This is a genomic window from Vibrio scophthalmi, assembly GCF_040869025.1.
Classification (GTDB): Bacteria; Pseudomonadota; Gammaproteobacteria; order Enterobacterales; family Vibrionaceae; genus Vibrio; species Vibrio scophthalmi.
Map to the genome: position 1 here is coordinate 923,598 of NZ_CP134272.1, position 26,351 is coordinate 949,948.

Sequence of the window (26,351 nt, forward strand, 5' to 3'; positions counted from 1 at the left end):
AGAGGGATAAATGGCTGCTTATATATTTCGACGTTTGTTATTGGTGATCCCCACACTGTGGGCGATCATCACTATCAACTTTTTCATTATTCAAATTGCCCCGGGCGGTCCGGTTGAACAAGCGATCGCCCAAATTGAAGGGCAAAGTTCCGGCATCATGGAACGCTTTGCCGGTGGTGGTAGCGAGGTGGAACTGGATGTCTCGAAAGAGGTGGGGCCAACTGGCTATAAAGGTTCACGTGGCTTAGACCCTGAAGTGGTGGAAGAGATCAAAAAGCAGTTTGGTTTCGATAAACCCATTCATGTGCGCTATTTTGAAATGCTGAAGAATTACGCCACGTTTAATTTTGGTGAAAGCCTGTTTAAAGGTGGCAATGTGATTGATCTTATTGTCGAAAGGCTTCCCGTTTCTATTTCCCTTGGTTTATGGAGCACGTTAATCATTTATTTGATTTCGATTCCTCTCGGGATTATGAAGGCGATTCATCATGGTTCGCGTTTTGATATCTGGTCGAGTGCGCTGGTGATTGTAGGTTATGCCATCCCTGGCTTCTTATTCGCCATTATCTTGATTATCTTGTTTGCCAGCGGCAATTATTTCAGTTGGTTCCCATTGCGTGGTTTGGTATCGAGTAACTTTGACCAGCTCACTTGGTATCAACAAATCGGAGATTACTTTTGGCATTTGGCTTTGCCCATTTTTGCCATGGTGATTGGTGGCTTTGCCACCTTAAGTATGCTGACAAAAAACTCATTCCTTGATGAGATTAATAAACAATATGTGGTGACGGCACGAGCTAAGGGCTTGGATGAGCGCAGTATTTTGTATCGCCACGTATTTCGTAATGCGATGCTGATCATTATTGCTGGTTTCCCAAGTGCCTTTATCAGTATTTTCTTTACCGGGTCAATGTTGATTGAAGTGATGTTCTCACTCGAAGGTATCGGTTTGTTGGGCTTTGAATCGACGATTCAGCGCGATTATCCGGTGGTTTTTAGCTCCTTGTACATAATGACGCTGCTTGGTTTGATACTGAGCATTATCTCGGATTTGACTTACACATGGGTCGATCCTCGTATCGATTTTGAGGCGCGCTGATGTTAGAGAAAGCGACGATAGAGAAAACGATGGAAGAGGACGTGGTGTCAAAGCCAAAGATGCCTAACAAAAGAAAAGGGATCAATCCTCTTAATCAAGCCCGTTGGGCGCGATTTAAGTCTCATAAGCGAGGGTATTTCTCGCTGTGGTTGTTCTCGATCCTATTTGTATTGAGTCTGTTTGCCGAGTTCATTGCCAATGATAAACCTTTGCTGATCCACTATGAGCAGCAGTGGTATATGCCGATTTTCCACCAATATACTGAGACTCAGTTCGGCGGCGAGTTTGAAACGGAAGCGGACTATACCGATCCTTACGTGATTGAATTGATTGAAGAGCATGGATCAATCATTTGGCCGATTATTCGCTTTAGTTACGACACCATTAACTACAACATTGTTGGCGCTGTGCCATCAGCTCCTGACGCCGTTAACTGGTTAGGTACTGATGACAAAGGGCGCGATGTCTTGGCGCGTATTATTTATGGTTTTCGTATCTCGGTGTTGTTTGGCTTTGTGTTGACCATTGTTTCGAGTGTGATTGGCGTAGTGGTTGGTGCAAGCCAAGGTTATTACGGCGGCTGGTTTGATCTGTTTGGCCAGCGTTTTATCGAAGTCTGGTCAGGCATGCCAACGCTGTTTTTATTGATCATCCTTTCCAGTTTTGTTGAGCCAAATTTTTGGTGGCTATTGGGTATTATGGTGCTGTTTAGTTGGATGAGTTTGGTTGGAATTGTACGTGCAGAGTTTTTACGTTGTCGTAATTTTGATTACGTTCGAGCAGCCCAAGCAATGGGTGTCGATGATAAACGGATTATGTTGCGTCATATGTTGCCCAATGCCATGGTGGCCTCACTGACCATGATGCCGTTTATTCTGTCAGGCTCGGTGACCACTTTGACCTCACTTGATTTCTTAGGTTTTGGTTTGCCGGCTGGTTCGCCATCGCTGGGGGAGCTTCTCGCGCAAGGCAAAGCTAATCTACAAGCGCCTTGGCTTGGGCTTTCTGCTTTTGCGATATTGTCAATTATGTTGACGTTACTCGTCTTTATCGGTGAAGCCGTTCGCGATGCTTTTGATCCGCACCAACAAGGGAGAGCGTAATGGGAACGAATACTCTTCATGCGAGTCGCAGTAATTGCGGTATTAGTGATGCAAAAACGGTGTTGACGATTGATTCGCTGTCACTCGGTTTTGGCCGTGATAAAGCGATTGATCAAGTGACCTATGATGTTTCATTGAGCATCAAAAAAGGCGAGACGCTTGCGCTGGTTGGTGAAAGTGGCTCGGGTAAATCGGTGACCGCCAATGCGGTTTTAAAGTTGCTACCGAAAGGCTCGTCACACTACCTTAATGGCCGAATTCAATTTGATGGCATTGACATCCTTTCTTGCTCGGAACGTCAGTTACGTGGCATTCGCGGAGCGCGGATAGGGATGATCTTCCAAGAACCGATGGTGTCGTTAAATCCGCTGCATAAAATTGGTAAGCAATTGGTGGAAACGGTCGCGATTCATCGTGGCTTGAGACAAGCAAAAGCAGAAGCATTAGCGATAGAGTGGCTCAATAAAGTTGGAATTCGTTCGCCAGAAGCAAAAATAAACGCTTACCCGCATGAATTGTCGGGCGGTGAGCGTCAACGTGTCATGATTGCCATGGCGCTGATCAATGAGCCTGAATTGCTGATTGCTGATGAGCCCACGACAGCGCTGGATGTCTCTGTACAAGCGCAAATTCTTGATTTGCTGAAACGCTTGCAGCAAGAGCTTGGCATGGCGATGCTTTTTATTACCCATGACTTGAGCATTGTTCGTCGTATAGCTGATCGTGTTGCGGTGATGCAAAATGGTAAGTTGGTTGAAGTGGGCGATTGTCAGCAAGTCTTTTGCCAGCCTCAACACCCGTATACTCAGCTACTGATTAATTCCGATCCGAAAGGCGAGCCGGTGTCAGTGGACAGCGCTGCACCAACTTTGTTAAGTGTCGAACAGCTGCGAGTGTGGTTCCCAATTACTGGTGGCGTGTTTAAGCGTGTGGTCTCACACGTTAAAGCGGTGACCAATATGGAGTTTCAACTTAAGCGCGGTCATTCGATTGGCCTTGTCGGTGAAAGTGGATCAGGCAAATCAACCACCGGTATGGCGATATTGCGCTTAGTGAATTCGGAAGGCTCAATCAGTTATCAGGAGCAAGAACTACAAGGACTTGATCGCAAAGCGATGCTGCCGTATCGCAGTAAAATGCAGGTAGTCTTTCAAGACCCATTTTCTGCGTTGAATCCGAGAATGTCAGTCGCACAAGTGATCGGAGAAGGTTTATTGGTTCACACGGATTTAAGTGAAGAGCAAATCGATGCTGAGATCGTCAAAGCGATGCAAGAGGTGGATTTGGATCCCGACACCCGTTTTCGCTATCCAAATGAGTTCTCTGGAGGTCAGCGCCAGCGCATCGCCATTGCACGTGTGTTAGTGCTAAAGCCGGAATTTATACTGCTGGATGAGCCGACCTCGTCACTCGATCGCACCGTACAGGCGCAAATACTCGAATTGCTCAAATCCCTGCAGCAAAAGCATAAGTTGACTTACTTGTTTATCAGTCATGATTTGAATGTGGTTCGTTCGCTATGCCATTACACGATAGTGATGCGTAATGGTGAAATAGTCGAGCAGGGCGAAACTCAGCAGTTATTTGGCCAGCCAAACCATGAATATACTCGAGAGCTGGTGGACTTGTCTTAATCTCAAGGACTAGGCAGTATGCCTAGTTTGCGCTTTGTTCTTACTAAATGAGTGTGACGTGACTTGCGCTGGCTAAACAGAGTGGCTTCGCAAACCAAAAGCCTTGTAAGTAGTTGGCTCCCATTTCGGTAAATGTGCGCTGCATTGCCGCATTTTCAATCCCTTCAATCACCACATCGACATTATTTGCATGGCACAATTGGGTGATAAAACGCAGGTATTGAAATGTGGATGGGTTATCGAGGGATTTCCACGCCATCAACTTATCCACTTTGATTTGTTTGAGTGGTAATTCAAAAAAGCTGTTTAGCGAGGTGTAACCAGCCCCAAAATCGTCTAGAGAGAGTCTAAATCCAAATTGATCCAAACGATGAAGTTGGGATACCGCGTTTTTGTCCCCATCAAGTATCACGGTTTCGGTCAATTCTAAGACGATCTGGCTCGTCTCGATACCATACTCATCGGCAATACGTTTAACTTGCTCTGGGAATTGGCTATTGAGAAGTTGCAGTACCGATACGTTAACGTTCACGCGCACTTGGCTTTGATGGGTCTCTTGATAGCGCTTGATAAACTGACAGGCTTTATTGAAAACCAGATAGCCAAGCTCAACAATCAAGCCTTTCTTCTCTGCTACTGAGATGAACTCGTCAGGAAATATTGGGCCGATCTCACTGTCGTGCCAACGAACCAATGCCTCAAAACTGGCAATGACGCATTTTTGCGCATCAATGATAGGCTGAAATCGAACGCTAAGAGTATTGTCACTGATCGCACGGGAGAGTTCCCGTTCGATATGAAAATGACGTTCAACTTTGAGCTTGGTTGTGTGGTGGTAAATCGCTAATTGATTTTGTTGCTTCTCTCGAGAAAACTGGCTCGTTTGAGAAGCAATTTTAATTAATTCTTCGCTGCTAAGTTGGACATCGAAGTTGGGCAAAATACCGATCCCAATATCATTGCCCCATAAATAACCATTGGCTTGGATAGAGTCTAAATAGGTAGTAAGAATACGCTGGCCAAGTTGCTCGATTTGCTCGCTGTCGTAATGCCCCTGCACCAGAATAGCGAAATCATCGGATCGCACACGGTAGATGTCGACGAAGGTATCGGAAAGCGCATCGAGTGACGAGAGCAAGTGACCCATTAGGTTACGTAAGATCTGCGGCCCGTGAATAGACAAATGGGAGCGGATATCTTCCAAATGAATATAGATTAACGAATGGTGGTCATTACTGGCTAGCTTAAGAGCTTCTAGATCAACCGCCAGTTTTTGTGCATTAGAAAGTCCTGATGCACTATCGCGAAACGCAGCTTGTTGTAAGTAGGTTTCCATTAACTTGCTGTCAGAAATGTCACGATGACAACCAATTAAAAAACGTTTTCCATCTAGGGTTTTACTGATGCCTTCTCCGGCGATCCAAATATACTGTCCATTGGATTTTCTTACACGATATTGAGTGATTTTTTTACATTCTTCACCTTGAATATGTTCTGCTATTTGCGCTTCAAAGTTTTGTCTGTCGAGTGGGTGAATTCGGTCTAGCCATTGTTTGATCGGCTGTACTCCGGTTTCAAGCCCAAACTGTTGATAAAATGCAGGGTTATAGAAGAACACATGGTGGGGATCCGTCATGTAAAACAGACCATCGTTCAGCACATCAATGACGTACTTAAAATGATTGTTCATCAACGAGTCTAGCTCGCCGCCAGATAACGGTGTTGACGTATCCAAATGCGGTTTTGGATCAATCGAAAAGGCATGGCTGTTTGTAAGCTCTTCATCTTGGCGCTCAAGCAAACTATGCAAATGTGTTCCCATTAGTTTTATAACCTAAATTTTTTACGTTCACTTTATGCTGAACGGTTCAACAAGCAGACACACGCTGTATAATTTGGATAGCGTTTTTACATCATTCACAGGCAGTATGCTACTAACTATTTGTGTCTAGACGACAAAATTGGAAAATATTAGATTAATTACTCTAATGCTGTGTGCTAACCCTTGTGTTTAGGTGTCTTGGTCGTGATTTTTCGTTTGATCTGCTCGTATATTGCACGATTTGTGTCGCTTTAAACTCGAGCCTAAATTGTAACAAAACACTTGAGTGAATGAGGAAGAAAGGGCAGACTCGACGTTTTCATATTTGGGTTGCAAGATGTCAGAACTGAACCAAGATGCCGATTGGCAAGAACAGGGCGATGAAATTGAAATTGAAGCAATTGGTATTGAGGTCTCCTCTCATCCAATTGAGCTGTACAAAGTGTTTAAAATCGCAAATCTTGTAGGTGGTGGCGGCGAAGCGAAACATCTGATTTCGGAAGGCTATGTTGCGGTTAACGGTGAACTTGAAACGCGTAAACGTCGCAAAATGTACGATGGCGATTTTTTCGAGTTTAACCAAGAGTATTACGTGGTGGTGTGTGATGCACCGATCACTGAAGCAGAAGACAAACCAACCAAACAAGAAAAGGCCGCAGCAGAGAAAAAAGCCCAAAAAGCGTCTGCGGCAAATAAGAAGAAAAACCAAGCTAATAAAGCGGCTAAGTCGAAAAGTCATGACGGTGTGGTTGATACCGCAGGTTTAAGCCAGTCAGCGAATCCGAACAAGAAAGCGAAATCGCAAGCCAAAAACAAAGCGGATAAACAGCCTAAGTCTAAGCAAGCTGAGACAGAACAAGCACCGACAAGAAATTCAAATGGTCGTGGCAATATCAGCTTCCTCTAAAAAGAGACTAGACGTTCATTATCATTGAGATGCTTGAACGGCTTGCAAACATCGCCCTGATGAGTGAAAACTTGTCAGGGCTTTTTTGTGCCATATGAAGTGAGCGACCGCAACGCAGTAAAACGTTAACAGAGCTGAGGGTTGTAAACCCATTTATTAACGAGACGCCAAAGAAATTTACCAATGTAAAAAACGTAAAGGAAAGATGACTTTGTTACAAATCTAAATGATAATGCATTGCATTATTAATTATGGAGTTGAGTATGAAAGTTTCAACATTGGCCTTGCTATCAGGCTTAGTCGCATTTGGTGCAAATGCAGAAATGGTCGAAATCACCCATGCGAAAGGGACAACAAAATTAGAAAGTAACCCTGAGCGTGTGGTTGTCATTGGTGTCGGTGCATTGGATGCCGCTGTGACACTGGGCGTAGAGCCAGTCGCGATCTCAACCGTTAGCATGTTCCCTGACTATCTTGCTCAATACCGCGATTATAAATTTGTTTCCGCTGGTAGCTTGTCAGAGCCAAATTTCGAAACGATTTATACTCAAAAACCAGATTTAATCATTGTCGGTTCACGTGCGGCTAAGCAATACGATGAATTGGCCAAAATCGCTCCGACCATCGTTTTTGCCGCTGACGACAGCAAAGGTTACTGGGCCAGCACGCAAGAGCAGTGGCGTAACCTTGGTAAAGTATTCGAAAAACAAGACTTTGTTGAAAAGAAAATTGCAGAGATCGATAGTGAATTTAAAGCGATCCGCGATTACAACCAAAAAAATAAGGTGGATGCTTTAACGGTAATGAGTGCGGGTGGCAACATTACAGCGTTTGGCGAGGCATCCCGCTTCTCAGCAATTTATCGTGATTTTGGTTTTACACAAACCGTTGAGAACATCAATGCATCATCACGTCACGGAGATTTGGTTTCGTACGAATTTATTCGTGAAGCGAACCCATCCACTTTGCTGATCATCGATAAAGACAAATTGATCAATAAAGGCACCAGCACGGTTGAGCGAGATTTCGAAAACGACTTGGTGAAAGCCACCAATGCGCATAAGAACAACCGCATGGCATACCTAGACATTAATGCTTGGTACTTAGCGATTTCTGGCATGCAAGCAACCCAAAAAATGATTGATGACGTGAAGACGTCGATCGGTCAGTAACACTAAAAATTATAATTAATAATATCGCCCAAGTAGCGTTGGCTGCTTGGGTTTTTTGACGTTAGAGGCGTGTTTTGAAGAAGCTACTTCCAATACTGATTTTGCTCAGTGTCGGTTCACTCTTTGTTGGTGTGAGCAGTTTAACTCCAGCATCTTTGCTTGCAGGGGATGCCAATAGCTGGCACTTGATGTTTACTAGCCGGATTCCCCGTTTGGTAGCAATTTTACTTGCGGGGGCAGGGCTTAGTATTGCGGGCTTGATCATGCAGCAAATCAGCCAAAACCGCTTCGCCGCACCTTCCACGTCGGGTACGATTGAATGTGCCATGTTAGGCTACGTTCTGAGTCTGGTGTTCTTTGGTGGGCAGCAAATTTGGCTTATCTTTTTAGTTGCTATCTTAGGCACGCTACTGTTTGTCCAATTCATCAACCGCGTGCAATTCAAAAACGCGATTTTCGTCCCTCTTATCGGAATCATCTTTGGTAATGTGGTCGACTCGTTGGCGACTTTTGTTGCCTATAAGTACGACGCGCTACAAAACCTATCGGGTTGGACAGTGGCCAACTTTGCCAACCTACTGCAAGGTGATTACGAGCTACTGTATATCGCGATTCCTATTGCCATCTTCAGCTATCTCTACGCAACGCGTATCTCTGCGGTGGGGATGGGTAAAGATTTTGCCACTAACCTCGGTTTGAATTATCAACAAGTATTGGTAATTGGCGTTATTTTGGTGTCGATTATGTCTGCCAGCGTAGTGATGATCGTCGGTCAGTTGCCATTTTTAGGTTTGATTGTGCCAAACCTAGTCAGTCAATTCTATGGTGATAACTTACGCCGTAATATCCCGCTTACCGCGGTACTCGGGGCGCTGATCGTGCTGTGTTGCGACCTAGCAGGGCGTGTGATTATTTTCCCTTACGAAATTCCAATTTCAATGATCATCAGTATTTTAGGTGGCAGTGTGTTTGTGTTCTTTATTCTGCGAGGTCAAAAAAATGCAGGATAGAGTAAAACTGCTTGGTCTGGCGATTATTGCCCTTGTGTTTGCTGGTCTGTTTATTGGCCTTGGCCTTAATGCCGATAACTATCAATATTTCTTATCACGCCGAGTGCCTAAAGTGCTGGCAATGATTTTAGCCGGCGTTGCGATTGGCCAATCGGCATTGGCGTTTCAAACCATCACCAATAACCGCATATTGACTCCGAGTATTATGGGGTTCGATGCGCTGTATATGTTTACCCAAACGGTAGTGGTTGTATTATTCGGTGGGTTAAGTAGCTATGTTTTGAATGATTACCTTAACTTCGCGCTATCGGTTAGTGTGATGCTCGGTTTTTCAGTACTGCTCTTTAGTTTTTACTTTCGAGGCAGCAAGCAAAATTTGATGATGTTATTGCTACTCGGTGTGATCCTTGGTCAGTTGTTTGGCAGTATTTCATCCTTTTTGACGATGCTGCTCGATCCAAATGACTTTGCAGCGCTTCAAGACAGCATGTTTGCGAGCTTCAACAATATTAAAGTCGAATTGGTTTACTTATGTACACCGTTACTGATGGTAATCAGTGCATTACTATTCCGTTTAAATCGTGTTTTGGATGTGTTCTGGTTAGATAAAGATAATGCCACCAGTTTGGGTATCGATGTTAAGCGCGTAACGATGCAAGTTCTGATGCTTTCAGCGTGTTTAATCGCGATATCAACGGCGCTTATCGGGCCAATCATGTTCTTTGGTCTATTAGTGACTAACCTTGCTCGTGAAATGTTGCGCTCATACCAGCATCGCGTATTGCTATTAGGCGTCTCGCTATTGTCTGTGGCTTCTTTGTTGGCAGGGCAATGGATCGTTGAAAACCTCTTTGGCTTCTCAACCACGTTGAGTGTTGTCATCAACTTTATTGGCGGCATCTATTTCTTGTCTATGCTGCTACGAAATAAAATCGTTTAGGGTCACCATGATTAAATTACAAAGTCTTACCAAACTTTTCGGCCAATCGGCGGTAGTAAAACAAGCCAGTGCGGAATTTGAAAAAGGGAAAGTCACCTCAATCATCGGCCCAAATGGTGCAGGTAAAAGTACCTTACTGTCGATGGCAAGCCGCTTGGTGAGCAAAGACGAAGGTGAAGTCTACATTGACTGTAAAGAGATTGGTGAATGGGATACGAAAGAGCTGGCAAAGCGCCTGGCGGTATTGCGCCAAGCTAACTCAATTACGATGCGTTTCACGGTACGTGAAATGATCGCATTTGGCCGTTTTCCCTACAGCCAAGGTAAACTGACCAAAGAAGACCAAGTGATCATCGATCAAGCAATCGACTATCTGGACTTAACCAAGATCCAACACAAATATCTGGATGAGCTTAGTGGTGGTCAGCGTCAGCTAGCCTTCATCGCGATGGTGATCGCGCAAGATACTGATTACGTGTTTCTTGATGAGCCGCTTAACAACCTCGATATCAAACACTCGTTACAGATCATGCGTAACATCGGTCGCTTAGCAAAAGAGATGAACAAAGCGGTGGTGGTGGTGATCCACGACATCAACTTTGCCTCGTGTTATTCCGATAAAATCATCGCACTGAAAAAAGGTGAGGTGGTCGCGCAAGGTACGGTGGAAGAGGTGATTCAAGCCGATGTGCTTGAAAGTATCTACGAAACGCCATTTAACATCATTGAGATGGATGGTAAGCGTATGTGTACTTATTACTGATTGGTTGTTCAGCTGGTACGAATGGCTAATAAAACAAAGCCTTTCATTATGAAAGGCTTTGTCATTTTTATTTTCTGTAGAAGTGTCGTCAGCCTATGACTTGGTAAGGTCATCAATAATAGGGCATTGACTGTGTGAGTTGCCCGGACAAGACGAAACCCACTGCTTTAATTGGCGCTCGATTTCTTGCAGTTGTTTGATCTTTAGCTGTACTTCGTCGAGTTTGATTTGCGCCCTTGCTTTCACTTCACTGCTTTTACGTTCAGGATTATGCGCTAACTGAACGAACTCTTTGCATTCAATTAAGGAAAAACCGGCATTTTTGGCTCGTGAGACTAAATTAAGCTCTTGCAGATGTTGAGATGAATATTCACGATAACCAGAGGCGCTACGATGGGGAGCAGAAATGATACCTTTCTCTTCATAGAGACGAATGGATTTACTCGACAAGCCCGTCATTTGGGCAACTTCACCAATATTCATGCTTAAACCTATCTAATCACCGTATCATGTCACTCAACATCTAGTTTACCTGTGGATGACAAAATCACCTAGCAAGATAGTTCATCAGGCGGTATCTCGGCGGGTGGGTAACCAAAGGCTCTTTTAAACGCGATCGTAAAATTAGAGGGGTGATTATAGCCAGCTTCATAGGCCGCTTCAGTAATGGTAACGAGACCACGTGATAAGTACTGCTTGGCTATTTCAAGTCGGCGCATTCGGATATAACCGATGATGGTCACCCCAAGCTGCTGGCGGAACTTACGTTGCAGTGTTGAAGCACTCATTGAAAAATGGCTGGCGATGTCATCAATCACCAGTGGTTGCTCAAGATGAGTATTGATGTAGTGAATTACGTCTTCTACCGTCGGAGAGTTAAGGTTAACTCGTGGCGATGAATTAGTACGCATAAGCGATCTATCAAGCTGCTCAATGATCAGGGCAATGATTTGATAACTGAGAGACTCAATCTGGATTTGTTGTTCAAAACGGGTGGCATTGTGCAGGTTGAGGACTTGCTCAACTAGGTTGGCAAGCTCCTCACTCAAGCAAAACTGCAGCGCATTTTTATGCCCGGCGAGAAACTGGCGGATATGGCAGGTTTCGCTGCTACGCGAAATGATCCATTCGGGTTTTATCGAAAGGTTTAGCTTAGCTACTCGGCATCCTCTATTTATTGTGCGGTGAAAGCTGGCCGGTTTGGTTAGGTTGACTAAGGCTCCTTGTGGTTGTGTGCTGGCATCGAGATTGAAGCGAACATCGTCGTAGCCAAAACTGAGTTTACCGGACAGTAAAAGGGTCACAATGAGCGATGTTGGGGCGGTAGAGACGATATGGGTATCGAGCAATTCGAGACTGCGACTACCATGAATAAAAAAAGCATCATCACATCGATGAGATACAAAGAGTCCCTCAACAATCGGTTTTGTATTTTTCCCCACGCCGATAATTAATTGTTTTTCAGACTCCTCTATCTTCTTGGTTAGCGCGATTTTGGTTAATTTTGAACCGACTCGTATTTCAGCACCCATTTGCTATTCCCTCATAACGGTTAGGCAATTTTGCATAACTCATTTCCCTGTTAGGTCGTGTGGATAAAGATTAACATAGTTGCGAATTGTTATCATTTGTATTTATAGAGGCCACATGGAAAGGGTAAAAAGAGCGGTATTAATTAGAACATTGGTCGGGATGGCCGTGAGTTGCGCGATAAACAGCGCCAGTGCAAATGAAGAGAACAGCTATTTTGATGAGGTGGTGGTTTGGGGGACCAAGGTATCAAGCAATACCGAGTCCCTGGGGGCAGGGGATATGTCCCTTAAACAAGCGGATCATATGTCTGACTTACTGCGAGACATTCCTGGTGTGGATGTGGGAGGAACGCATTCGGTTAACCAGCGTATTACCATTCGCGGCTTAGGTGAAACGGATTTAGATATTCGTTTAGATGGCGCGTCGCAACACGCGAATATGTTCCACCATATTGGTAACTTGACGCTAAACCCTGACATTCTAAAGTCGGTTGACATCCAAGTTGGCAACAACTCAGTGGTACAGAGTGGCCTTGGGGGCTCCGTTTACTTTGAAACCAAAGATGCCAAAGATTTGCTGCGCGACGATGAAACGTTTGGCGCTCGCCTCTATGGCGGTTATGCCAGTAATGATAGTGAGCAAGGATCGCTCACCTTGTACGGTCAAGTATCAGAGGGCGTGGATTCGATGTTGTATATCCACGGAGTTGATCGCAATAACTTTAAAGACGGCGATGGTAACGACACCTTTGGTTCGGAAGGTGAGGTGTACAACGTATTAGCTAAGCTAGGATTTGAGCCTACAGATGGGCATAGAATTGAGTTTTCCTACGATGTATATCGCGATGAAGGTGATTACAGTGCAAGACCCGATCGAGGTGGTGCAGCGAACCTTGCTGGACGAGATGGTGGCCTGTTATTACCCACTGAGTATGATCGTGACACCATTCGATTAGGCTATGAATTTGAAACCGATCAACACCATGCTCAAGCCACACTTTACAGTTCAACCACCGAAATTATTCGTGATGAAACGGCAACGGGGTGGACATTTCTTGGTCGCGCATCGGAAAACACCGCAAAAAATCAGAACGTTGGCTTGAACGCTAAGGTGCAGTCTGAGCTTGATCTGCTCACCCTCAGTAATACCCTAACCTATGGGTTGGATTACATGGATAAGCGCTCTTCGAGTGCCTACGGTGGTGTTGAATATATGGACGAAGACGCCATTTCAACGGCGCTGTTTCTTGAAGACCAAATCGCTTTTTTCGATCGTTTTGCGCTAACGTTAGGCGTCCGTTATGACCATTATCAGCGTAACGCAGAAACGGGTGATAAGGATTTTGATGATTTTACTTGGGCGATCGCCGCTGATTGGTCGTTGACGGATTCATTTAGCTTGTTTGCCAGCACTCGAACCTTATTTAAAGCGCCAGAATTGCTGGAAAGTTTTATTGCCTTCCAACAAGTTACTGAACTAGATGGAGACATTAAACCGGAAACGGGGCGCAATACCCAAGGTGGATTCAAGTTTAATCACTGGGTGAATCAACATTACTTTGGTGCCAATCTAACCGTGTTTAAAACTGAAATCGATGATTACATCACCGAAGAGTATGTTCGAGCGACCAGCGGTTACTTGATCAAAAATGCTTATGATATTGAACTGACGGGGTTTGAATTGTCAGCAGTCTATGGTTATGACGCGTTTACGGCGAAAGCCAGTTACTCACAAACGGATTCGGAAAATCTGACCAATGGTGGGCCTTACGCATCAAGTGGCTCTGGGGCGAGGAGTAAAGACATTGGCGACACGATAGCGTTGACGCTCGATTATCAATGGGATGATCCGGGTTTAATCATAGGCTGGACGTCGATTGTAGTGGAAGACGAAAACAATGTACTTGGAGGCAATGAGCATAAACCTGGGTATGATGTTCACAATATGTATGTGCAATGGGTACCAAGTTCCGCGGATCGCCTCTCGGTTACCTTTGGCGTCGATAACCTATTTGATGAAACCTATGTTTCCCATGCATCGACATCGGGCATTTCACGCGGAATTGAAGTGAATGATTATGAGCCTGGCCGCAATTACAAGCTGTCTGCGGCGTATCAATTTTAACTTTGGTTAACGATTAATTTAGTGAAAATAGATGACTCAAAGCTGCCCTAACAAGGCAGCTTTTGTTGTTTTTGTACGGCGAAAATCTGCGCTTTGGTGGTGATGAAGCAAAATTTGCGGCGAAATATTGTTCAACATTGTTCGTTAATGTGACAGCAATGGAGGTCAGTTGAGAAAAAATACACCTCAATATTCAAAATTATTTATAAAATTCGGCAGAAAATCACATCATTCAACTTTGTTTGAGTGGACGAGTTTTGAACACGCATTTTGTTGCGCAAATAATTTCTACTCTAAAGTAGCATGGAGTGTAGATATGACGTGGGTTAAGCTAGGGTTGAAAGCGTTACGCATTCGTTTGCAATACGGACGAATTTAAACGGTCAAATGCCTCAAATTGATTAATTTCTTAGCGCAAATAAAATCCAATATTGCTTTAGATCAACAAAAAACCGTTTCTTTTGCCAAAAAAACTAAAACAAAGTTGATAAACGCTTAAAAAATTTGAATAATTAAAATCAATACACAATGAAGCTCTGCAAGCTTCGACATTCAGTCTTAAACAGGATACGTACCCCATGTCTAACTCGTTTGTGTTGGTGATTAACTCTGGTAGTTCTTCACTAAAATTTGCTGTAATCGATTCGCAAACAGGCGAAGCGATTGTTAGCGGATTAGGTGAATGCTTCGGTATGCCAGAAGCTGTAATTGGTTGGAAATACAATGGTGAGAAAACAGAAGAAGCGATTTCTGCACCTGACGACCACCACCAACATGCGATTAACCGCATCGTTAAGCTTATCGACACGCTAGGTTTCACATCTGAAATCGTTGCTATTGGTCACCGTATCGTTCACGGCGGCGAAAAATTCACGTCGACGGTACGTATCGACGAGAATGTATTGGCTGAAATCGAAAGCATCGCGGATCTTGCACCATTGCATAACCCTGCAGGCGCGAAAGGTATTCAAGCTGCGATGACGGCATTCCCAAGCTTGCCTCAGTTCGCGGTGTTCGATACTGCATTCCACCAATCAATGCCAAAACGCGCATACACAGGTGCAATCTCTAGTGATCTTTACACCGACTACGGTATCCGTCGTTACGGTTTCCACGGTACTAGCCACTACTTCGTTGCTAACGAAGCGGCGAAAATGCTGAACAAGTCAGTAGAAGAGTGCAGTTTCATTTCTGTGCACCTAGGTAACGGCGCATCAGTATGTGCGATTGAGAACGGTCAATCTGTTGATACTTCAATGGGCTTCACGCCACTTTCAGGCCTAATGATGGGTACACGTTGTGGTGACCTTGACCCAGGTATCATTGAGTTCCTACTGAAGAAAGGTTGGAGCCAAGAGAAAGTATTTGACGCACTGAATAAAAAATCTGGTTTCTTAGGTGTATCCGGCCTAACTTCAGATGCTCGTGGCATCCTTGAAGCGATGGAAAATGGCCACCAAGGCGCAAGACTGGCGTTTGAAGTGTTCACCTACCGCGTAGCAAAATACATCGGTTCTTACCTAATCCCACTTAGCCACCTAGACGCAGTGATCTTCACTGGTGGTATCGGTGAGAACTCTCTACCAATTCGTCGTGAAATTCTGAATAACCTAAAACTTCTAGGTTTTGTGGAAGATGAAAAGGGCAACGAAGACGCACGCTTCGGCAATGCTGGCGTAATCGCTAAATCTGAACTTTTGGGTGCAGTGGCAGTGGTTATTCCAACTAACGAAGAGTTCGTTATCGCTCAGCAGTCAGTAGAATTGCTATAAAAATCTACTCATATTTTTGGGAAATATGTCTAAGCCCTTTCCGTTAGGAAAGGGCTTTTCTTTTATATAGAACAAATTTTTTTCAGCTAAAACAAGATTTCAGTTCAGTTTATTAAACAAAATGAAGCGTTTACCTTCAGGTGCGGCGTTTTCATCTCGCTCCCTTTTTTCTGAATAGCGCTGGTTAAAAAGCTAAATCGTTTACTGCGACTAAACTTGGGTAAAACAACCTCAGTAAAGGAAGCAAACATGAGCGATAAACCAAAACAAGGTCAGTGTCCTGTCATGCATGGGGCGGCGACTAATCAGCAAATGGCCGAACTCGATTGGTGGCCAAAAGCATTGAACCTCGATATCCTCCACCAGCATGACAACAAGACCGATCCAATGAATGATGGTTTTAGTTACGCTGACGCGTTCAATTCGCTTGATCTTGACGAGTTGAAGAAAGATCTGCTCGACTTTATGACCGATAGCCAAGCCTGGTGGCCAGCGGACTGGGGGCACTACGGCGGTTTGATGATCCGCATGGCATGGCACTCTGCTGGGACATACCGAATTGCGGATGGGCGAGGTGGTGCCAGTCGCGCTAACCAAAGATTTGCGCCACTAAATAGCTGGCCTGATAATGGAAATCTTGATAAGGCGCGTCGCTTATTGTGGCCACTGAAAAAGAAATACGGCAACAAAATATCATGGGCGGATCTTATTGTACTGGCAGGGACGATGGCCTATGAATCGATGGGATTAAAGACCTATGGCTTTGCCGGTGGACGTGAAGATATATGGCATCCAGAGAAAGATATTTATTGGGGGGCTGAAAAAGAATGGCTGGAACCCAGTGGTGGTGAAAATAGTCGCTATTCAGGAGAACGAGAACTCGCTAATCCACTAGCGGCGGTAATGATGGGGCTCATTTACGTTAATCCTGAGGGCGTTGATGGTAAGCCCGATCCGATTAAAACCGCCCACGATATGCGCGTTACTTTTGCTCGTATGGCGATGAATGATGAAGAAACGGTTGCCTTAACCGCTGGTGGTCATACGGTAGGTAAAGCTCATGGTAACGGGGATGCATCACAGCTTGGCCCGGAGCCTGAAGGGGCTGAAATAGAAGATCAAGGTCTTGGCTGGCTCAACAAAACAGGCCGAGGTATTGGTCGAGATACGGTGACCAGTGGCGTTGAAGGCGCATGGACGACCCATCCAACCAAATGGGACAATGGCTATTTCCATCTGTTATTCACTTACGATTGGTGGGTGACTAAAAGCCCTGCAGGCGCCGCGCAATGGGAGCCGATCAATATCAGTGAACAAGATATGCCCGTCGATGTGGAAGATCCAACCATCAAGTGTAATCCAATGATGACCGATGCGGATATGGCACTCAAATTTGACCCTGAATATCGCAAAATAGCGGAACGCTTTCGCGATAACCCGGATGAATTTGCCGCAACCTTCGCTAGAGCATGGTTTAAGCTTACTCACCGAGATCTTGGGCCGAAGTCGCGCTATCTTGGCCCTGATGTGCCGAGCGATGATTTGATTTGGCAAGATCCGGTGCCGAGCGTTAGCTATCATCTCAGCGAGGATAATATTGAAAGCCTTAAACAGGCCATTCTCAATAGTGACATTACAATCAGCGATCTGGTCACAACCGCGTGGGACAGTGCGCGCACCTATCGCGGTTCAGATCGAAGAGGGGGAGCAAATGGCGGACGCATTCGTTTATCACCACAAAAGGACTGGCAAGGTAATGAGCCTGAACGATTAGCGCGCGTGCTTAAACAGCTTGAAACAATACGTGCCGAGTTAGACTCGCCAATTAGTATGGCTGATCTGATTGTGCTTGGCGGTGGTGTCGGTATTGAAAAAGCCGCCGCTAATGCTGGGATCAAGATTGAAGTCCCATTTGCACAAGGTCGCGGCGACGCATTGCAAGTGATGACGGATAGTGAATCTTTTGATGTTTTAGAGCCGATCCATGATGGTTTTCGTAATTGGCTTAAAGATGATTATATCGTTAGCGCAGAAGAACTACTGTTAGAGCGCAGCCAATTGATGCAATTGACGGCGGCGGAAATGACACTGCTCGTCGGTGGGATGCGAGTATTAGGGACGAATCATGGTGGCAGTCAAACCGGTGTACTAACCGATCGGGTTGGCGCGTTAACCAACGACTTTTTTGTCAACCTTACTGACATGAACTTCACTTGGCATCCAGCCGAGAATGGCTTGTATGAAATCCGTCAACGCAACTCTGGCGAAACAAAGTGGATCGCCTCCCGAGTCGATTTGGTGTTCGGTTCTAATTCCGTACTGCGCGCCTATGCCGAGCTGTACGCTCAAGATGATAATCAAAACAAGTTTGTGGAAGATTTTGTCGCCGCTTGGGTCAAAGTGATGAACGCGGATCGTTTTGATCTATAACCTAACGTAAGCAGAAAACTAACATAAGCAGACGTCTAATAGACCAAACAAAGCCCTCATGTCATGGTTGATTGAGGGCTTTTTGATTACACGTTAGTTAGATACTTTCTCACAACCAGCCTTTACATCAGCAAACGGGTAGGGAGCCAACTTACCGAACCCTGTCATCTTGGTGGCTTTGAGCCTTGTCGTCAGTGGCGTAGAAATACCGCAGAGGTAGCGAGCAAGAGCCTCAACGGTGATCTCGGTATGGTTTGATTTACCCGCATTGAGCAATGGCTGACACCAATGTTGCAATTGAGATAGTTCTATTTCTGGCAACGAATTGGCATTGGGTAGTACAGCGGCATGCCCACGACACACTGAGCAATGACCACACTGCGCGGGCGCATGTTCATCGGCAAAATAATTGGCCAGTCGATGGCTTAAACAAGTTTGGCTTTCAAACAGAGTTAACATCGCGTGGACACGGTTAATTTCCGTTTCTTGTTTGGTGATAAACAAGCGGTGAATCGCGCGACTTAACTCAGTGGCATTACTTCCTTTGCAGGCGGCAGGATTACACAGACGAAATACATCAGTCATCTGTTTGCTTTCGAGTGTTATCCAGCCTTTATCAGCAAGATAATCCAATGCAGCGACTGCGCGTTGACGCTCGGCATGATAGGTGTGCCATAGCGCATCGAAGTCGACAGTATGCCAGATGCGTGATTTTGCCGATGCACTAAATAGCGCCTCAATAAAGGCTCTGCGTTCACCGTCAAATTGGGCGATGATCTGTTCCACAGGCACTAATGTCTTAAATCGATAATCAGCAAAGTAGCTGTATTGCGGTTCAATCACCTTTTCGAGCTCTAGATAGACCAACAAGGTTTTGAGTGGCAACTGGCGGATATTGCAGTCACGAGACAGATTATTAAGCATCACTTCCCATGACTGTCCTGATTCTGTTTGACCTATCTCGTCAATGACGGCATGTATAGCGGCTAAATCGGGCGTATCACCGTAGACAAAGTTTTCTAGAACGCTTAACGACTCACGGTTGGCGAGTACGGAGCAGATCGACGTGTTTCCATCGCGACCCGCTCGGCCAATTTCTTGGCTGTAGTTCTCAACCGACTTGGGTAAATCGTAATGAATCACAGCGCGAATATCAGATTTGTCGATACCCATCCCAAAGGCGATGGTAGCCACGATAACGTTGATCTTACCCTGCATAAAATCGTTTTGGATTTTTTGCCGCACGTCACTGTGCATACCTGCGTGGTAGGCTGTGGCCGCTGCACCTTGTTCACAGAGGTAACGAGCGACGCTTTCTGCTGTGTTTTGCAAGGTGACATACACGATCGTTGGGCGCGGCGATTCACTATTGATCAGTTCGAGTAACTTGTTTGGCTTTTCAGCTTCCGGGCATGGCAGTACATTGAGAACGAGATTCTCGCGGTAAAAGCCGGTTACCACGATATCGTCGGGCTTGATAGCAAATTTAGCGCCCATATCTTCGATGACCTGAGGAGTTGCCGTAGCCGTGAGAAGTAAAACTTGCGGGATATTGAGTTGTGCGCAATAGACAGGAAGTTTTAAATAGTCGGGTCTAAAATTATGCCCCCATTCAGAAATACAGTGGGCTTCATCTACCACGAGGAGTGAAATAGGCACAGAAGAAATAAACTGACGAAAGCGTTCGTTTTTCAAGCGCTCAACTGAAATCATCAGGATCTTCGTCTCTCCCGCTTTCACCGCTCGCATCACTTCGCGCGATTCGTCATAGGTTAATGAAGAGTCAATCGATGCCGCGGCAATGCCTTTGCTCTTTAGAAAATCAAGCTGGTCTTTCATCAACGCTAATAGCGGTGATATCACTAAGGTTAAATGCGGCAGATGTAATGCGGGGAGTTGGTAGCACAGTGATTTGCCAGAACCAGTGGGAAAAATAGCGGCTGTTGAACGGCCAAGTAAAACCTTTTCCACCACCTGTTGTTGGCCGCCACGTAAGCGTTCAAAAGCAAACACATCTTTGAGTGTTTTTAAATAGGTCGTCTCTTTGTTCATGCCAGCCCTGCCAATCGATAAATCTTAATAATGTGAAGTTTACCTGCCTACTGAGACGACTTCGAGCGTAATGCGTTAAAACTGGGAAAGAATAGAGGCAATAACAGCATAAGCTCAGTAACGAAAGTCATAGAGTTTGAGATCTTGTCTTTTTTACTGAAAAGATACATAACACGATAGCCATCAACCTTTATTCACTCAGCGACATGCTTTGCTTTGATACATAAATCAATCGGTGTACATTGCTCGGTACAGCATGCGGGTTGTCTTGGCTGTTAGGCGAAAAGCGATATATCAAAAATCATGCAGAATAAAACTGGGCAAATAACCAGACTCAAAAAAAGAAATGTTAAGTGAGAATCGATAGATGTTGGTTGAAAATAGAGAAAAGAAAGTCATTTTTCATGGTGAGGCGGCATACCTTGTTACACAAAACCCTAAGTTGGCTGAGATGTGTTTTATTCCTTGCCAAGAAGAGCTCGATCTCACGTTTATCGGTGAGTTGACGTTAACGCTAGGGCAAGAATTGCCGGCATTGTTTGTTGAGTTCATCCAACAGTGTGGTGGCTTTGACGTAGGGCGTGATTTTAGTTTTCCCTGTGCTTATCGACATGATGATCCGGTTAAGCGGATTTTGGAAATTAACCTGCCGATGACGTTTACTGACGGTCGCCAAACATGTTCTTATCCATTTCATCTATTTGAGGGCTTTCTGCTGCCGGGTGGGGATGGTTACGAAACCTCAGTTTCAGTATTAGAAATGTGTTTTGGTTACGGAGAGCACCAAGATGCGTTGCAAGGACGAGATTGGCGCAAGCTGGTGCCTTTTGCGAACAATGATGGTGACGTGCTGTGTCTTGATTTTAATCAGGGTGGTGAACCCAGTATTGTTTACGTGACTTATGATGGTGTGGGCATTTACCCAATTTTACCTAACTTTACGGCATTGCTATTAGCTCTGGATTATAAAAGCTAACACTGGCTTAGACTCGTTCTAATTCAATCGATGAAAATGACGAAGCCCTTTCGGTTAGGAAAGGGCTTTTTATTTACACTCAATTAAAGCGTGGGGTAGGTGGAAGGAAGAATAGGACTAACTAATCCATGCATCTTCCGATTTAACCTGTTTTTCTTTACGTGGTTTACCACTGAGCATGTAGGCGATGATCAGCAACACAATCAGTAAGCCAAAAAACGCCATGATGCCAAGGTTAATAATGGTACTTAACGCTTGTTTGGTCGTAAGCTTTTGCGTCACAGTGAGCGCGACCTTATTATCCTCATTGCTGAGATTTAAGATGGTGACGTCAACCACTTGTTGTGCCGCTGTGGTTTGCAACGGTAGCAATTTATTCAAGCGTTCGATTCGTTTGTCGCTATTGCCTTGGTCTAGAGATGCTCTGAGGGTCGCAATCTCGTACAGGTCCGCGCTTCTTTCACCAGACCAATCAAGTGTAATAGAGGCTTGTTGCGGCTTTGTTGGGGATAATGTAGCTTTCGTTGCCTGCCATACTTCATCTTTTAAGTGACGTAGGTCTGCACGATAACCGCCGATATCATCGGTATTGCGTAGCGCAGCATCGTGGTCAACAACAATCCCTTGGAGTGCTTCATTCCAGCATTGTATGGTGTCACAACTGCTGCTGGTGGCTTCGTTCCATAGTAGAGCAAATTCTTGCTTAAAATCTGAACAGGCGGTGTTGAGGCGCTCATTATGAATTGAGTTGTCGTTAGCGTTGCTCTTATCAATGGATTCATCAGGCTTTGATGTTTCAATAGGGCAATAGGGCGCAAAATGAGTCGCGATTGCTTGTAGGCTTTCTACGGTAAACATCATCATTTCACTGCGATGGCGGATACGTAGCTTAAAGCCATCAGGAGAGAACTGTTTTTGCATCTTAGCAACTTTAACCATGTAGCTGTAGAGTTCTTCCGATACATCAGGTGTAAAGTCAGGTTGGGTGGTAATAAACAGCTGGTACGCTTTGATTGGTGCCGCATCCGGAGTCACTTGCAGATCTTCACTCGTTAGCGCGTATTCGAACTGTTTACAATAAGCGGCAGCGTTATTCTTGTCGTGGCTATCTAAACACAAGCGTGGTTGAGTAATGGACAAGCGGTCGCCGACTTTAAGCTCGCTAGTTGGCCAATCATAAGGCCCGTTGATCTTGTAAGACGTGCTGTTATCTAACATCGCCAAACTGGCATCTCGCCATTCAAATTTGGTGTTGGCGGCGATGAAAAAGCAGCCAAGCAATAGCCCCATTGCTGCGGCAAGATATTGTGGTTTTTTCTTGATTGCATCTTGATCTGAAAGTTCATTTAAGCCAATGCGCACCACCGCCGATTGACTCTGTTCAATTTCAAATTGCACATCTCGATTTAGAGTGATGTTATTTTGCCATTGGCTTGGTATCCACGCTTTCGTCGCTTCACCGTTAGGCGCGATAAATACGATCCAAGTTTTGTTGCCGGTTGTGTCAATCGCTTCAACTTTACCAAAGTATCGATTGACCACCATGCTTGCCGGATCTGCCGTAGGGCCTTGTCGTTTAAGCAGCAGTAATGTCACTAGGCTAATAACCACAAGAATTGCAGCGCTTAGCCAAACGGGCTCAATGGTAAAATCGAGTTTGTTGATATGCGAGAAAATAGCCGTCGCAATCACCAACAGAATCGGTACGAGGAAGTTGTAAAAAGGGGCAGAGAGGTAGCGTGATTCTATCAGCGTTGCCGGGCGCTCGGATTTTAATACCGTGTGAGATATAGGGTCTACATCGCGGTGGGACGCTCTCGGCGCTCTATCGCCTTGCGACTGAGTTTCCGGCTTTATCGTATTACTCACTTGCTCGTTTAGCGCTGACGTAACGGTTTGTTTGGCCGTCACTGATTCAGTGTTGCTTATTGGCGACGAGGTTTGATCGTTAGCATCATGTACTGCTGTTTGGTCGCTTGGAGATAGCTCTTCACTTGATTCTTGAATTGGTGCTTCTGCGAGCGTGTTATTAACATCATCGACAATAGAATAATCATTGAGGCTTATGACGATCATGACATTGTCGGCCAAAACGACTTCAGCGAAGGTGGTTTCAAGGTCGAGATAGTTGAACGCTTTCTCTGGCATGATGACGAGATAGTCAGCTAGAGCTAAGAAATAGGCTTCTTCACCGTTGTTATCTTCCGCGGCAATAGAATGAACCTCAAATTGTTCAGTGATGTAGTACACCTCTGAGGAGGTCGCTTCTAACTCCAAGAGTTCAAATATGGCGTTCCGCTCTTCATCGGAGAGTTCGCTATCGCGCTGAGTACTCAGTAACTTAGCTTTCTGCTCTTCTAAAAGAGCTTTATTATTTTGGTTTGAAAAGTAAGCAACGATGGCATAAATAAAAATACCAATTTGGACGATAATTAATAATTCTTGCATGAAACCTTAAAATCCTTGTTAACGCCGAGATGATTCCCCGATCTAATTTTTAACCAAAAAACGTGATGCATATAGTCTCATTGTTTACTTGGTGGTATTAAAAATTACTCCAATAATTGTGACTCGTTACGCTGTTTCATTCATCCTATCTCTATGTTTCGATTTGATTATTCCTTCTCATATAGCCTTGACGTATCAATCGGTGGTCTATACTTCTTGCAATCAATTTGAATCGTCGACGATTGACTGATGACTTTTAATCTGAAAATTCGATGGTTTTCTGCCGATAGGTTGCTTCCGCTTACGTAAGTAACATCAACCACTCTCTAATCAATAAGAAGATAGTGCCATGAACAAACATGCGTTTTCACTCCATAGTCAATATTACCCAACGGGTGATCAGCCGACCGCGATTGCAAGTTTAATGTCGGGTTTAGAGCAAGGGAAAAAACATCAGATTCTGAAAGGTATCACAGGGTCTGGTAAAACTTTTACCATGGCAAATTTAATTGCGAGAACCAAAAGACCGACATTGATCCTCTCGCATAATAAAGTGCTCGCCGCACAGCTATACGAGGAAATGCTCTCTTTCTTTCCCGATAATGCGGTGCATTTTTTCGTCTCTTATTATGATTACTACCAACCTGAAGTGTATATCCCGCAAAGTGACCGCTTTATCCGTAAAGACACGGCGGTAAATGAGAGGCTTGAGCGGCTAAGACTTGCCAGTACCAAAGCGCTTATCGAGCGACGAGATTCCATTATTATTGCCTCTGTATCTTCTATATATGGCTTAGGCTCTCCTGAACAATATAGGGCTCTGCAAATTCATTTAGATGTTGGTCAAGCCGTGGCATTGCCAGATCTAATAGCGCGACTTGAACAGAACCAGTACCAAGCGTGTAAAGATGTGGTGAAAAATGGCAGCTATGCACTCAACAGCGACGGTTTAGATATTTTTCCGGCAGATTCATCTCATGATGCGATTCGTCTGACAATTGCTGATGGTTGGCTTGAATCGATTGAGCGAATTAACCCGAAAACACGAGCAAGGCTAGGGGCATTAGATTCTTATACTGTTAGTCCCAAAACGCTCTATGCCGTTTCAAAGCAGCAAGTTGAAAGGGCGATACCTCAAATAAAACAAGAGTTGGAACTGCGTTTAGAAACGTTAAACCAAAATCAGCAATGGCAAGAGGCAGGTCGGTTAGAGGAGCGTATTACACGCGATATAGAGCAATTAGTGACTCAAGGTTACTGCTCGGGCATGGAAAACTACGCGCGTTACTTTAACCCACGTGAAGAGGGGTCTCTGCCGACAACCTTATTGGATTATTTGCCTAAAGATGGCTTATTACTCATCGATGAATCTCATGTGATGATCCCGCAAATATCCACTATGGCTCGTAGTGATGGCGCTCGAAAGCAAACCTTAGTGGATTATGGGTTTCGTTTACCTTCATGTCATGATAATCGACCACTAACATTTGAAGAGTTTGTTAAGGTCAAACCACAAACGGTGTTTGTCTCAGCGACCCCGGGGACTTATGAGTTGTCCTGTACTCATAATCAAGTCGTGCCGCAAGTGATTCGTCCAACCGGTTTGTTGGATCCATTGATTGAGGTTCGCGCGAAATCCGATCAAGAAAAAAACCTGTGTCATGAAGTGGCGATTCGGATCGAAAATGATGAGCGGGTGTTGGTGACCACACTGACGAAAGCACGCGCGGAATCGTTATCAAATCAGCTCAATGATAAAGGGGTTTCAGCTCGATTTCTTCACTCTGACATCACAACTGCGGATCGGGTTGCTTTGATCAAGGCATTTCGTAAAGGTGAATTTGATGTCCTGATTGGTGTAAACCTAATACGTGAGGGGCTCGATATTCCAGAAGTGACGCTGGTAGCGATTTTGGATGCTGATAAAGCTGGATTTCTACGTAGTGAAAGTGCGTTGCTGCAAACCATTGGTCGAGCCGCACGTAACACCAAAGGGTTGGCCATCTTATATGCTGATAAGGTGACGCCAGCAATGCGAGTCGCGATTGATGAAACAGAGCAAAGGCGCCTTATTCAGCAAGAATACAATCTTGAGCATGGTATAGAACCACGCAACCCAAGTCGTACGATTGTTGATGCAGATGAGCCTGTTGGGCCAAACCCGTTAACGCAACATTTAACGACTCTAGCGCAATGCCATGAACTAACACAGGTGTGTGAAGAGATAAGAGTATTAGAACTGAAAATGATGCAAGCGTATGAGGCGCACCAAACAGAAGAGGTTGAGCAGTATAAGCAACAACTTCAACAGTGTTATCAGCACATGATCAGGGTGTAGTGAGCCTCTACCTAGCGTAGCCAATTGGCGTGCACATAGTTTGGTGAGGCAAGAGAGCTTCGCCATGCTGTTGTGTGAAAAGCTGTTATGTGAAGAGCGACTATGTAAGGAGTTGTTTAGTGTATTTGGCTGCTCGTAAACTTCGTATTGATATTTTTAACTGTAATGTATTTACTTTGTAAATTATTGCTTATATATTGATTTCGTTGCTACGACAATCCACTGATT

18 protein-coding genes are annotated in these 26,351 nt (G+C 44.8%); 13 read left to right on the top strand and 5 right to left on the bottom strand.

Features of this window, described 5'->3' with window-relative positions; genetic code table 11:
* The first annotated feature begins 10 nt into the window (after positions 1-10).
* Genes RJD38_RS19170 through RJD38_RS19180 form a run of 3 tightly spaced genes read left to right on the top strand, consistent with a single transcriptional unit; the run spans position 11 to position 3,836 of the window.
* The gene (locus RJD38_RS19170) at positions 11-1,099 is read left to right on the top strand and encodes a microcin C ABC transporter permease YejB (RefSeq protein ID WP_009384218.1); all 1,089 of its coding nucleotides are present in this window, start codon (positions 11-13) and stop codon (positions 1,097-1,099) included.
* Positions 1,100-1,158: 59 nt separating this feature from the next.
* Positions 1,159-2,202 carry an ABC transporter permease gene (locus RJD38_RS19175; RefSeq protein ID WP_174269629.1) on the top strand — a complete coding sequence of 348 codons (1,044 nt, stop codon included), beginning with the start codon at positions 1,159-1,161 and terminating at the stop codon, positions 2,200-2,202.
* Entirely contained in the window at positions 2,202-3,836 is a 1,635-nt protein-coding gene (locus tag RJD38_RS19180; RefSeq protein ID WP_065546207.1) for an ABC transporter ATP-binding protein, read from the top strand. The genes RJD38_RS19175 and RJD38_RS19180 overlap by 1 nt, the downstream gene beginning before the upstream one ends.
* Positions 3,837-3,879: 43 nt before the next feature.
* Here RJD38_RS19180 and RJD38_RS19185 read toward each other — a convergent pair whose 3' ends face one another.
* A complete protein-coding gene (locus RJD38_RS19185; RefSeq protein ID WP_065546208.1) occupies positions 3,880-5,658 on the bottom strand; it encodes an EAL domain-containing protein in 1,779 nt (592 codons plus the stop codon).
* 337 nt (positions 5,659-5,995) lie between these two features.
* Here RJD38_RS19185 and RJD38_RS19190 point away from each other — a divergent pair, with 337 nt between their 5' ends.
* The 5 genes from RJD38_RS19190 (at position 5,996) to vctC (ending at position 10,450) form a co-directional block, all read left to right on the top strand.
* Positions 5,996-6,565 carry an RNA-binding S4 domain-containing protein gene (locus tag RJD38_RS19190; RefSeq protein ID WP_065546209.1) on the top strand — a complete coding sequence of 190 codons (570 nt, stop codon included), beginning with the start codon at positions 5,996-5,998 and terminating at the stop codon, positions 6,563-6,565.
* A gap of 263 nt (positions 6,566-6,828) precedes the next feature.
* Entirely contained in the window at positions 6,829-7,737 is a 909-nt protein-coding gene (locus tag RJD38_RS19195) for a siderophore ABC transporter substrate-binding protein (RefSeq protein WP_065546210.1), read from the top strand.
* Between the two features lie 74 nt (positions 7,738-7,811).
* A complete protein-coding gene (vctD, locus tag RJD38_RS19200) occupies positions 7,812-8,747 on the top strand; it encodes an iron chelate uptake ABC transporter permease subunit VctD (protein ID WP_005592894.1) in 936 nt (311 codons plus the stop codon).
* Positions 8,737-9,687 (top strand): iron chelate uptake ABC transporter permease subunit VctG, encoded by a 951-nt coding sequence (vctG, locus tag RJD38_RS19205; RefSeq protein WP_009384232.1) that lies wholly within the window; start codon positions 8,737-8,739, stop codon positions 9,685-9,687. The genes vctD and vctG overlap by 11 nt, the downstream gene beginning before the upstream one ends.
* Before the next feature lie 7 nt (positions 9,688-9,694).
* A complete protein-coding gene (vctC, locus tag RJD38_RS19210; protein WP_009384234.1) occupies positions 9,695-10,450 on the top strand; it encodes an iron chelate ABC transporter ATP-binding protein VctC in 756 nt (251 codons plus the stop codon).
* Positions 10,451-10,543: 93 nt separating this feature from the next.
* Here the strand turns inward: vctC and cueR are convergent, their stop codons facing one another.
* Positions 10,544-10,933 (bottom strand): Cu(I)-responsive transcriptional regulator, encoded by a 390-nt coding sequence (gene cueR, locus RJD38_RS19215; protein ID WP_065546211.1) that lies wholly within the window; start codon positions 10,931-10,933, stop codon positions 10,544-10,546.
* Between the two features lie 68 nt (positions 10,934-11,001).
* Positions 11,002-11,982 carry a helix-turn-helix transcriptional regulator gene (locus RJD38_RS19220; protein ID WP_065546212.1) on the bottom strand — a complete coding sequence of 327 codons (981 nt, stop codon included), beginning with the start codon at positions 11,980-11,982 and terminating at the stop codon, positions 11,002-11,004.
* Between the two features lie 115 nt (positions 11,983-12,097).
* On the opposite strand from RJD38_RS19220, the gene RJD38_RS19225 reads away from it, so the two are divergent.
* The 3 genes from RJD38_RS19225 (at position 12,098) to katG (ending at position 18,309) form a co-directional block, all read left to right on the top strand.
* The gene (locus RJD38_RS19225; protein WP_065546213.1) at positions 12,098-14,107 is read left to right on the top strand and encodes a TonB-dependent siderophore receptor; all 2,010 of its coding nucleotides are present in this window, start codon (positions 12,098-12,100) and stop codon (positions 14,105-14,107) included.
* Positions 14,108-14,685: 578 nt separating this feature from the next.
* Positions 14,686-15,879: an acetate/propionate family kinase gene (locus RJD38_RS19230; protein WP_005592901.1), complete on the top strand. Its 1,194-nt coding sequence runs from the start codon at positions 14,686-14,688 to the stop codon at positions 15,877-15,879.
* A 312-nt stretch (positions 15,880-16,191) separates the two neighbouring features.
* Positions 16,192-18,309 (top strand): catalase/peroxidase HPI, encoded by a 2,118-nt coding sequence (katG, locus tag RJD38_RS19235; RefSeq protein ID WP_406853494.1) that lies wholly within the window; start codon positions 16,192-16,194, stop codon positions 18,307-18,309.
* Positions 18,310-18,402: 93 nt separating this feature from the next.
* Here the strand turns inward: katG and RJD38_RS19240 are convergent, their stop codons facing one another.
* A complete protein-coding gene (locus RJD38_RS19240) occupies positions 18,403-20,361 on the bottom strand; it encodes a RecQ family ATP-dependent DNA helicase (protein ID WP_065546215.1) in 1,959 nt (652 codons plus the stop codon).
* A gap of 367 nt (positions 20,362-20,728) precedes the next feature.
* Between RJD38_RS19240 and RJD38_RS19245 the strand changes: the two genes are divergently transcribed.
* Positions 20,729-21,337, top strand: a complete 609-nt coding sequence (locus RJD38_RS19245; RefSeq protein ID WP_065546216.1) for an SMI1/KNR4 family protein — start codon at positions 20,729-20,731, stop codon at positions 21,335-21,337.
* 117 nt (positions 21,338-21,454) lie between these two features.
* Here the strand turns inward: RJD38_RS19245 and RJD38_RS19250 are convergent, their stop codons facing one another.
* On the bottom strand, positions 21,455-23,785 hold the full coding sequence (locus RJD38_RS19250; protein WP_065546217.1) for a hypothetical protein: 2,331 nt from the start codon (positions 23,783-23,785) through the stop codon (positions 21,455-21,457).
* 349 nt (positions 23,786-24,134) lie between these two features.
* Here RJD38_RS19250 and uvrB point away from each other — a divergent pair, with 349 nt between their 5' ends.
* Positions 24,135-26,123, top strand: coding sequence for an excinuclease ABC subunit UvrB (gene uvrB / locus RJD38_RS19255; RefSeq protein WP_065546218.1), 1,989 nt, complete (start codon positions 24,135-24,137; stop codon positions 26,121-26,123).
* Positions 26,124-26,351 lie beyond the last annotated feature (228 nt).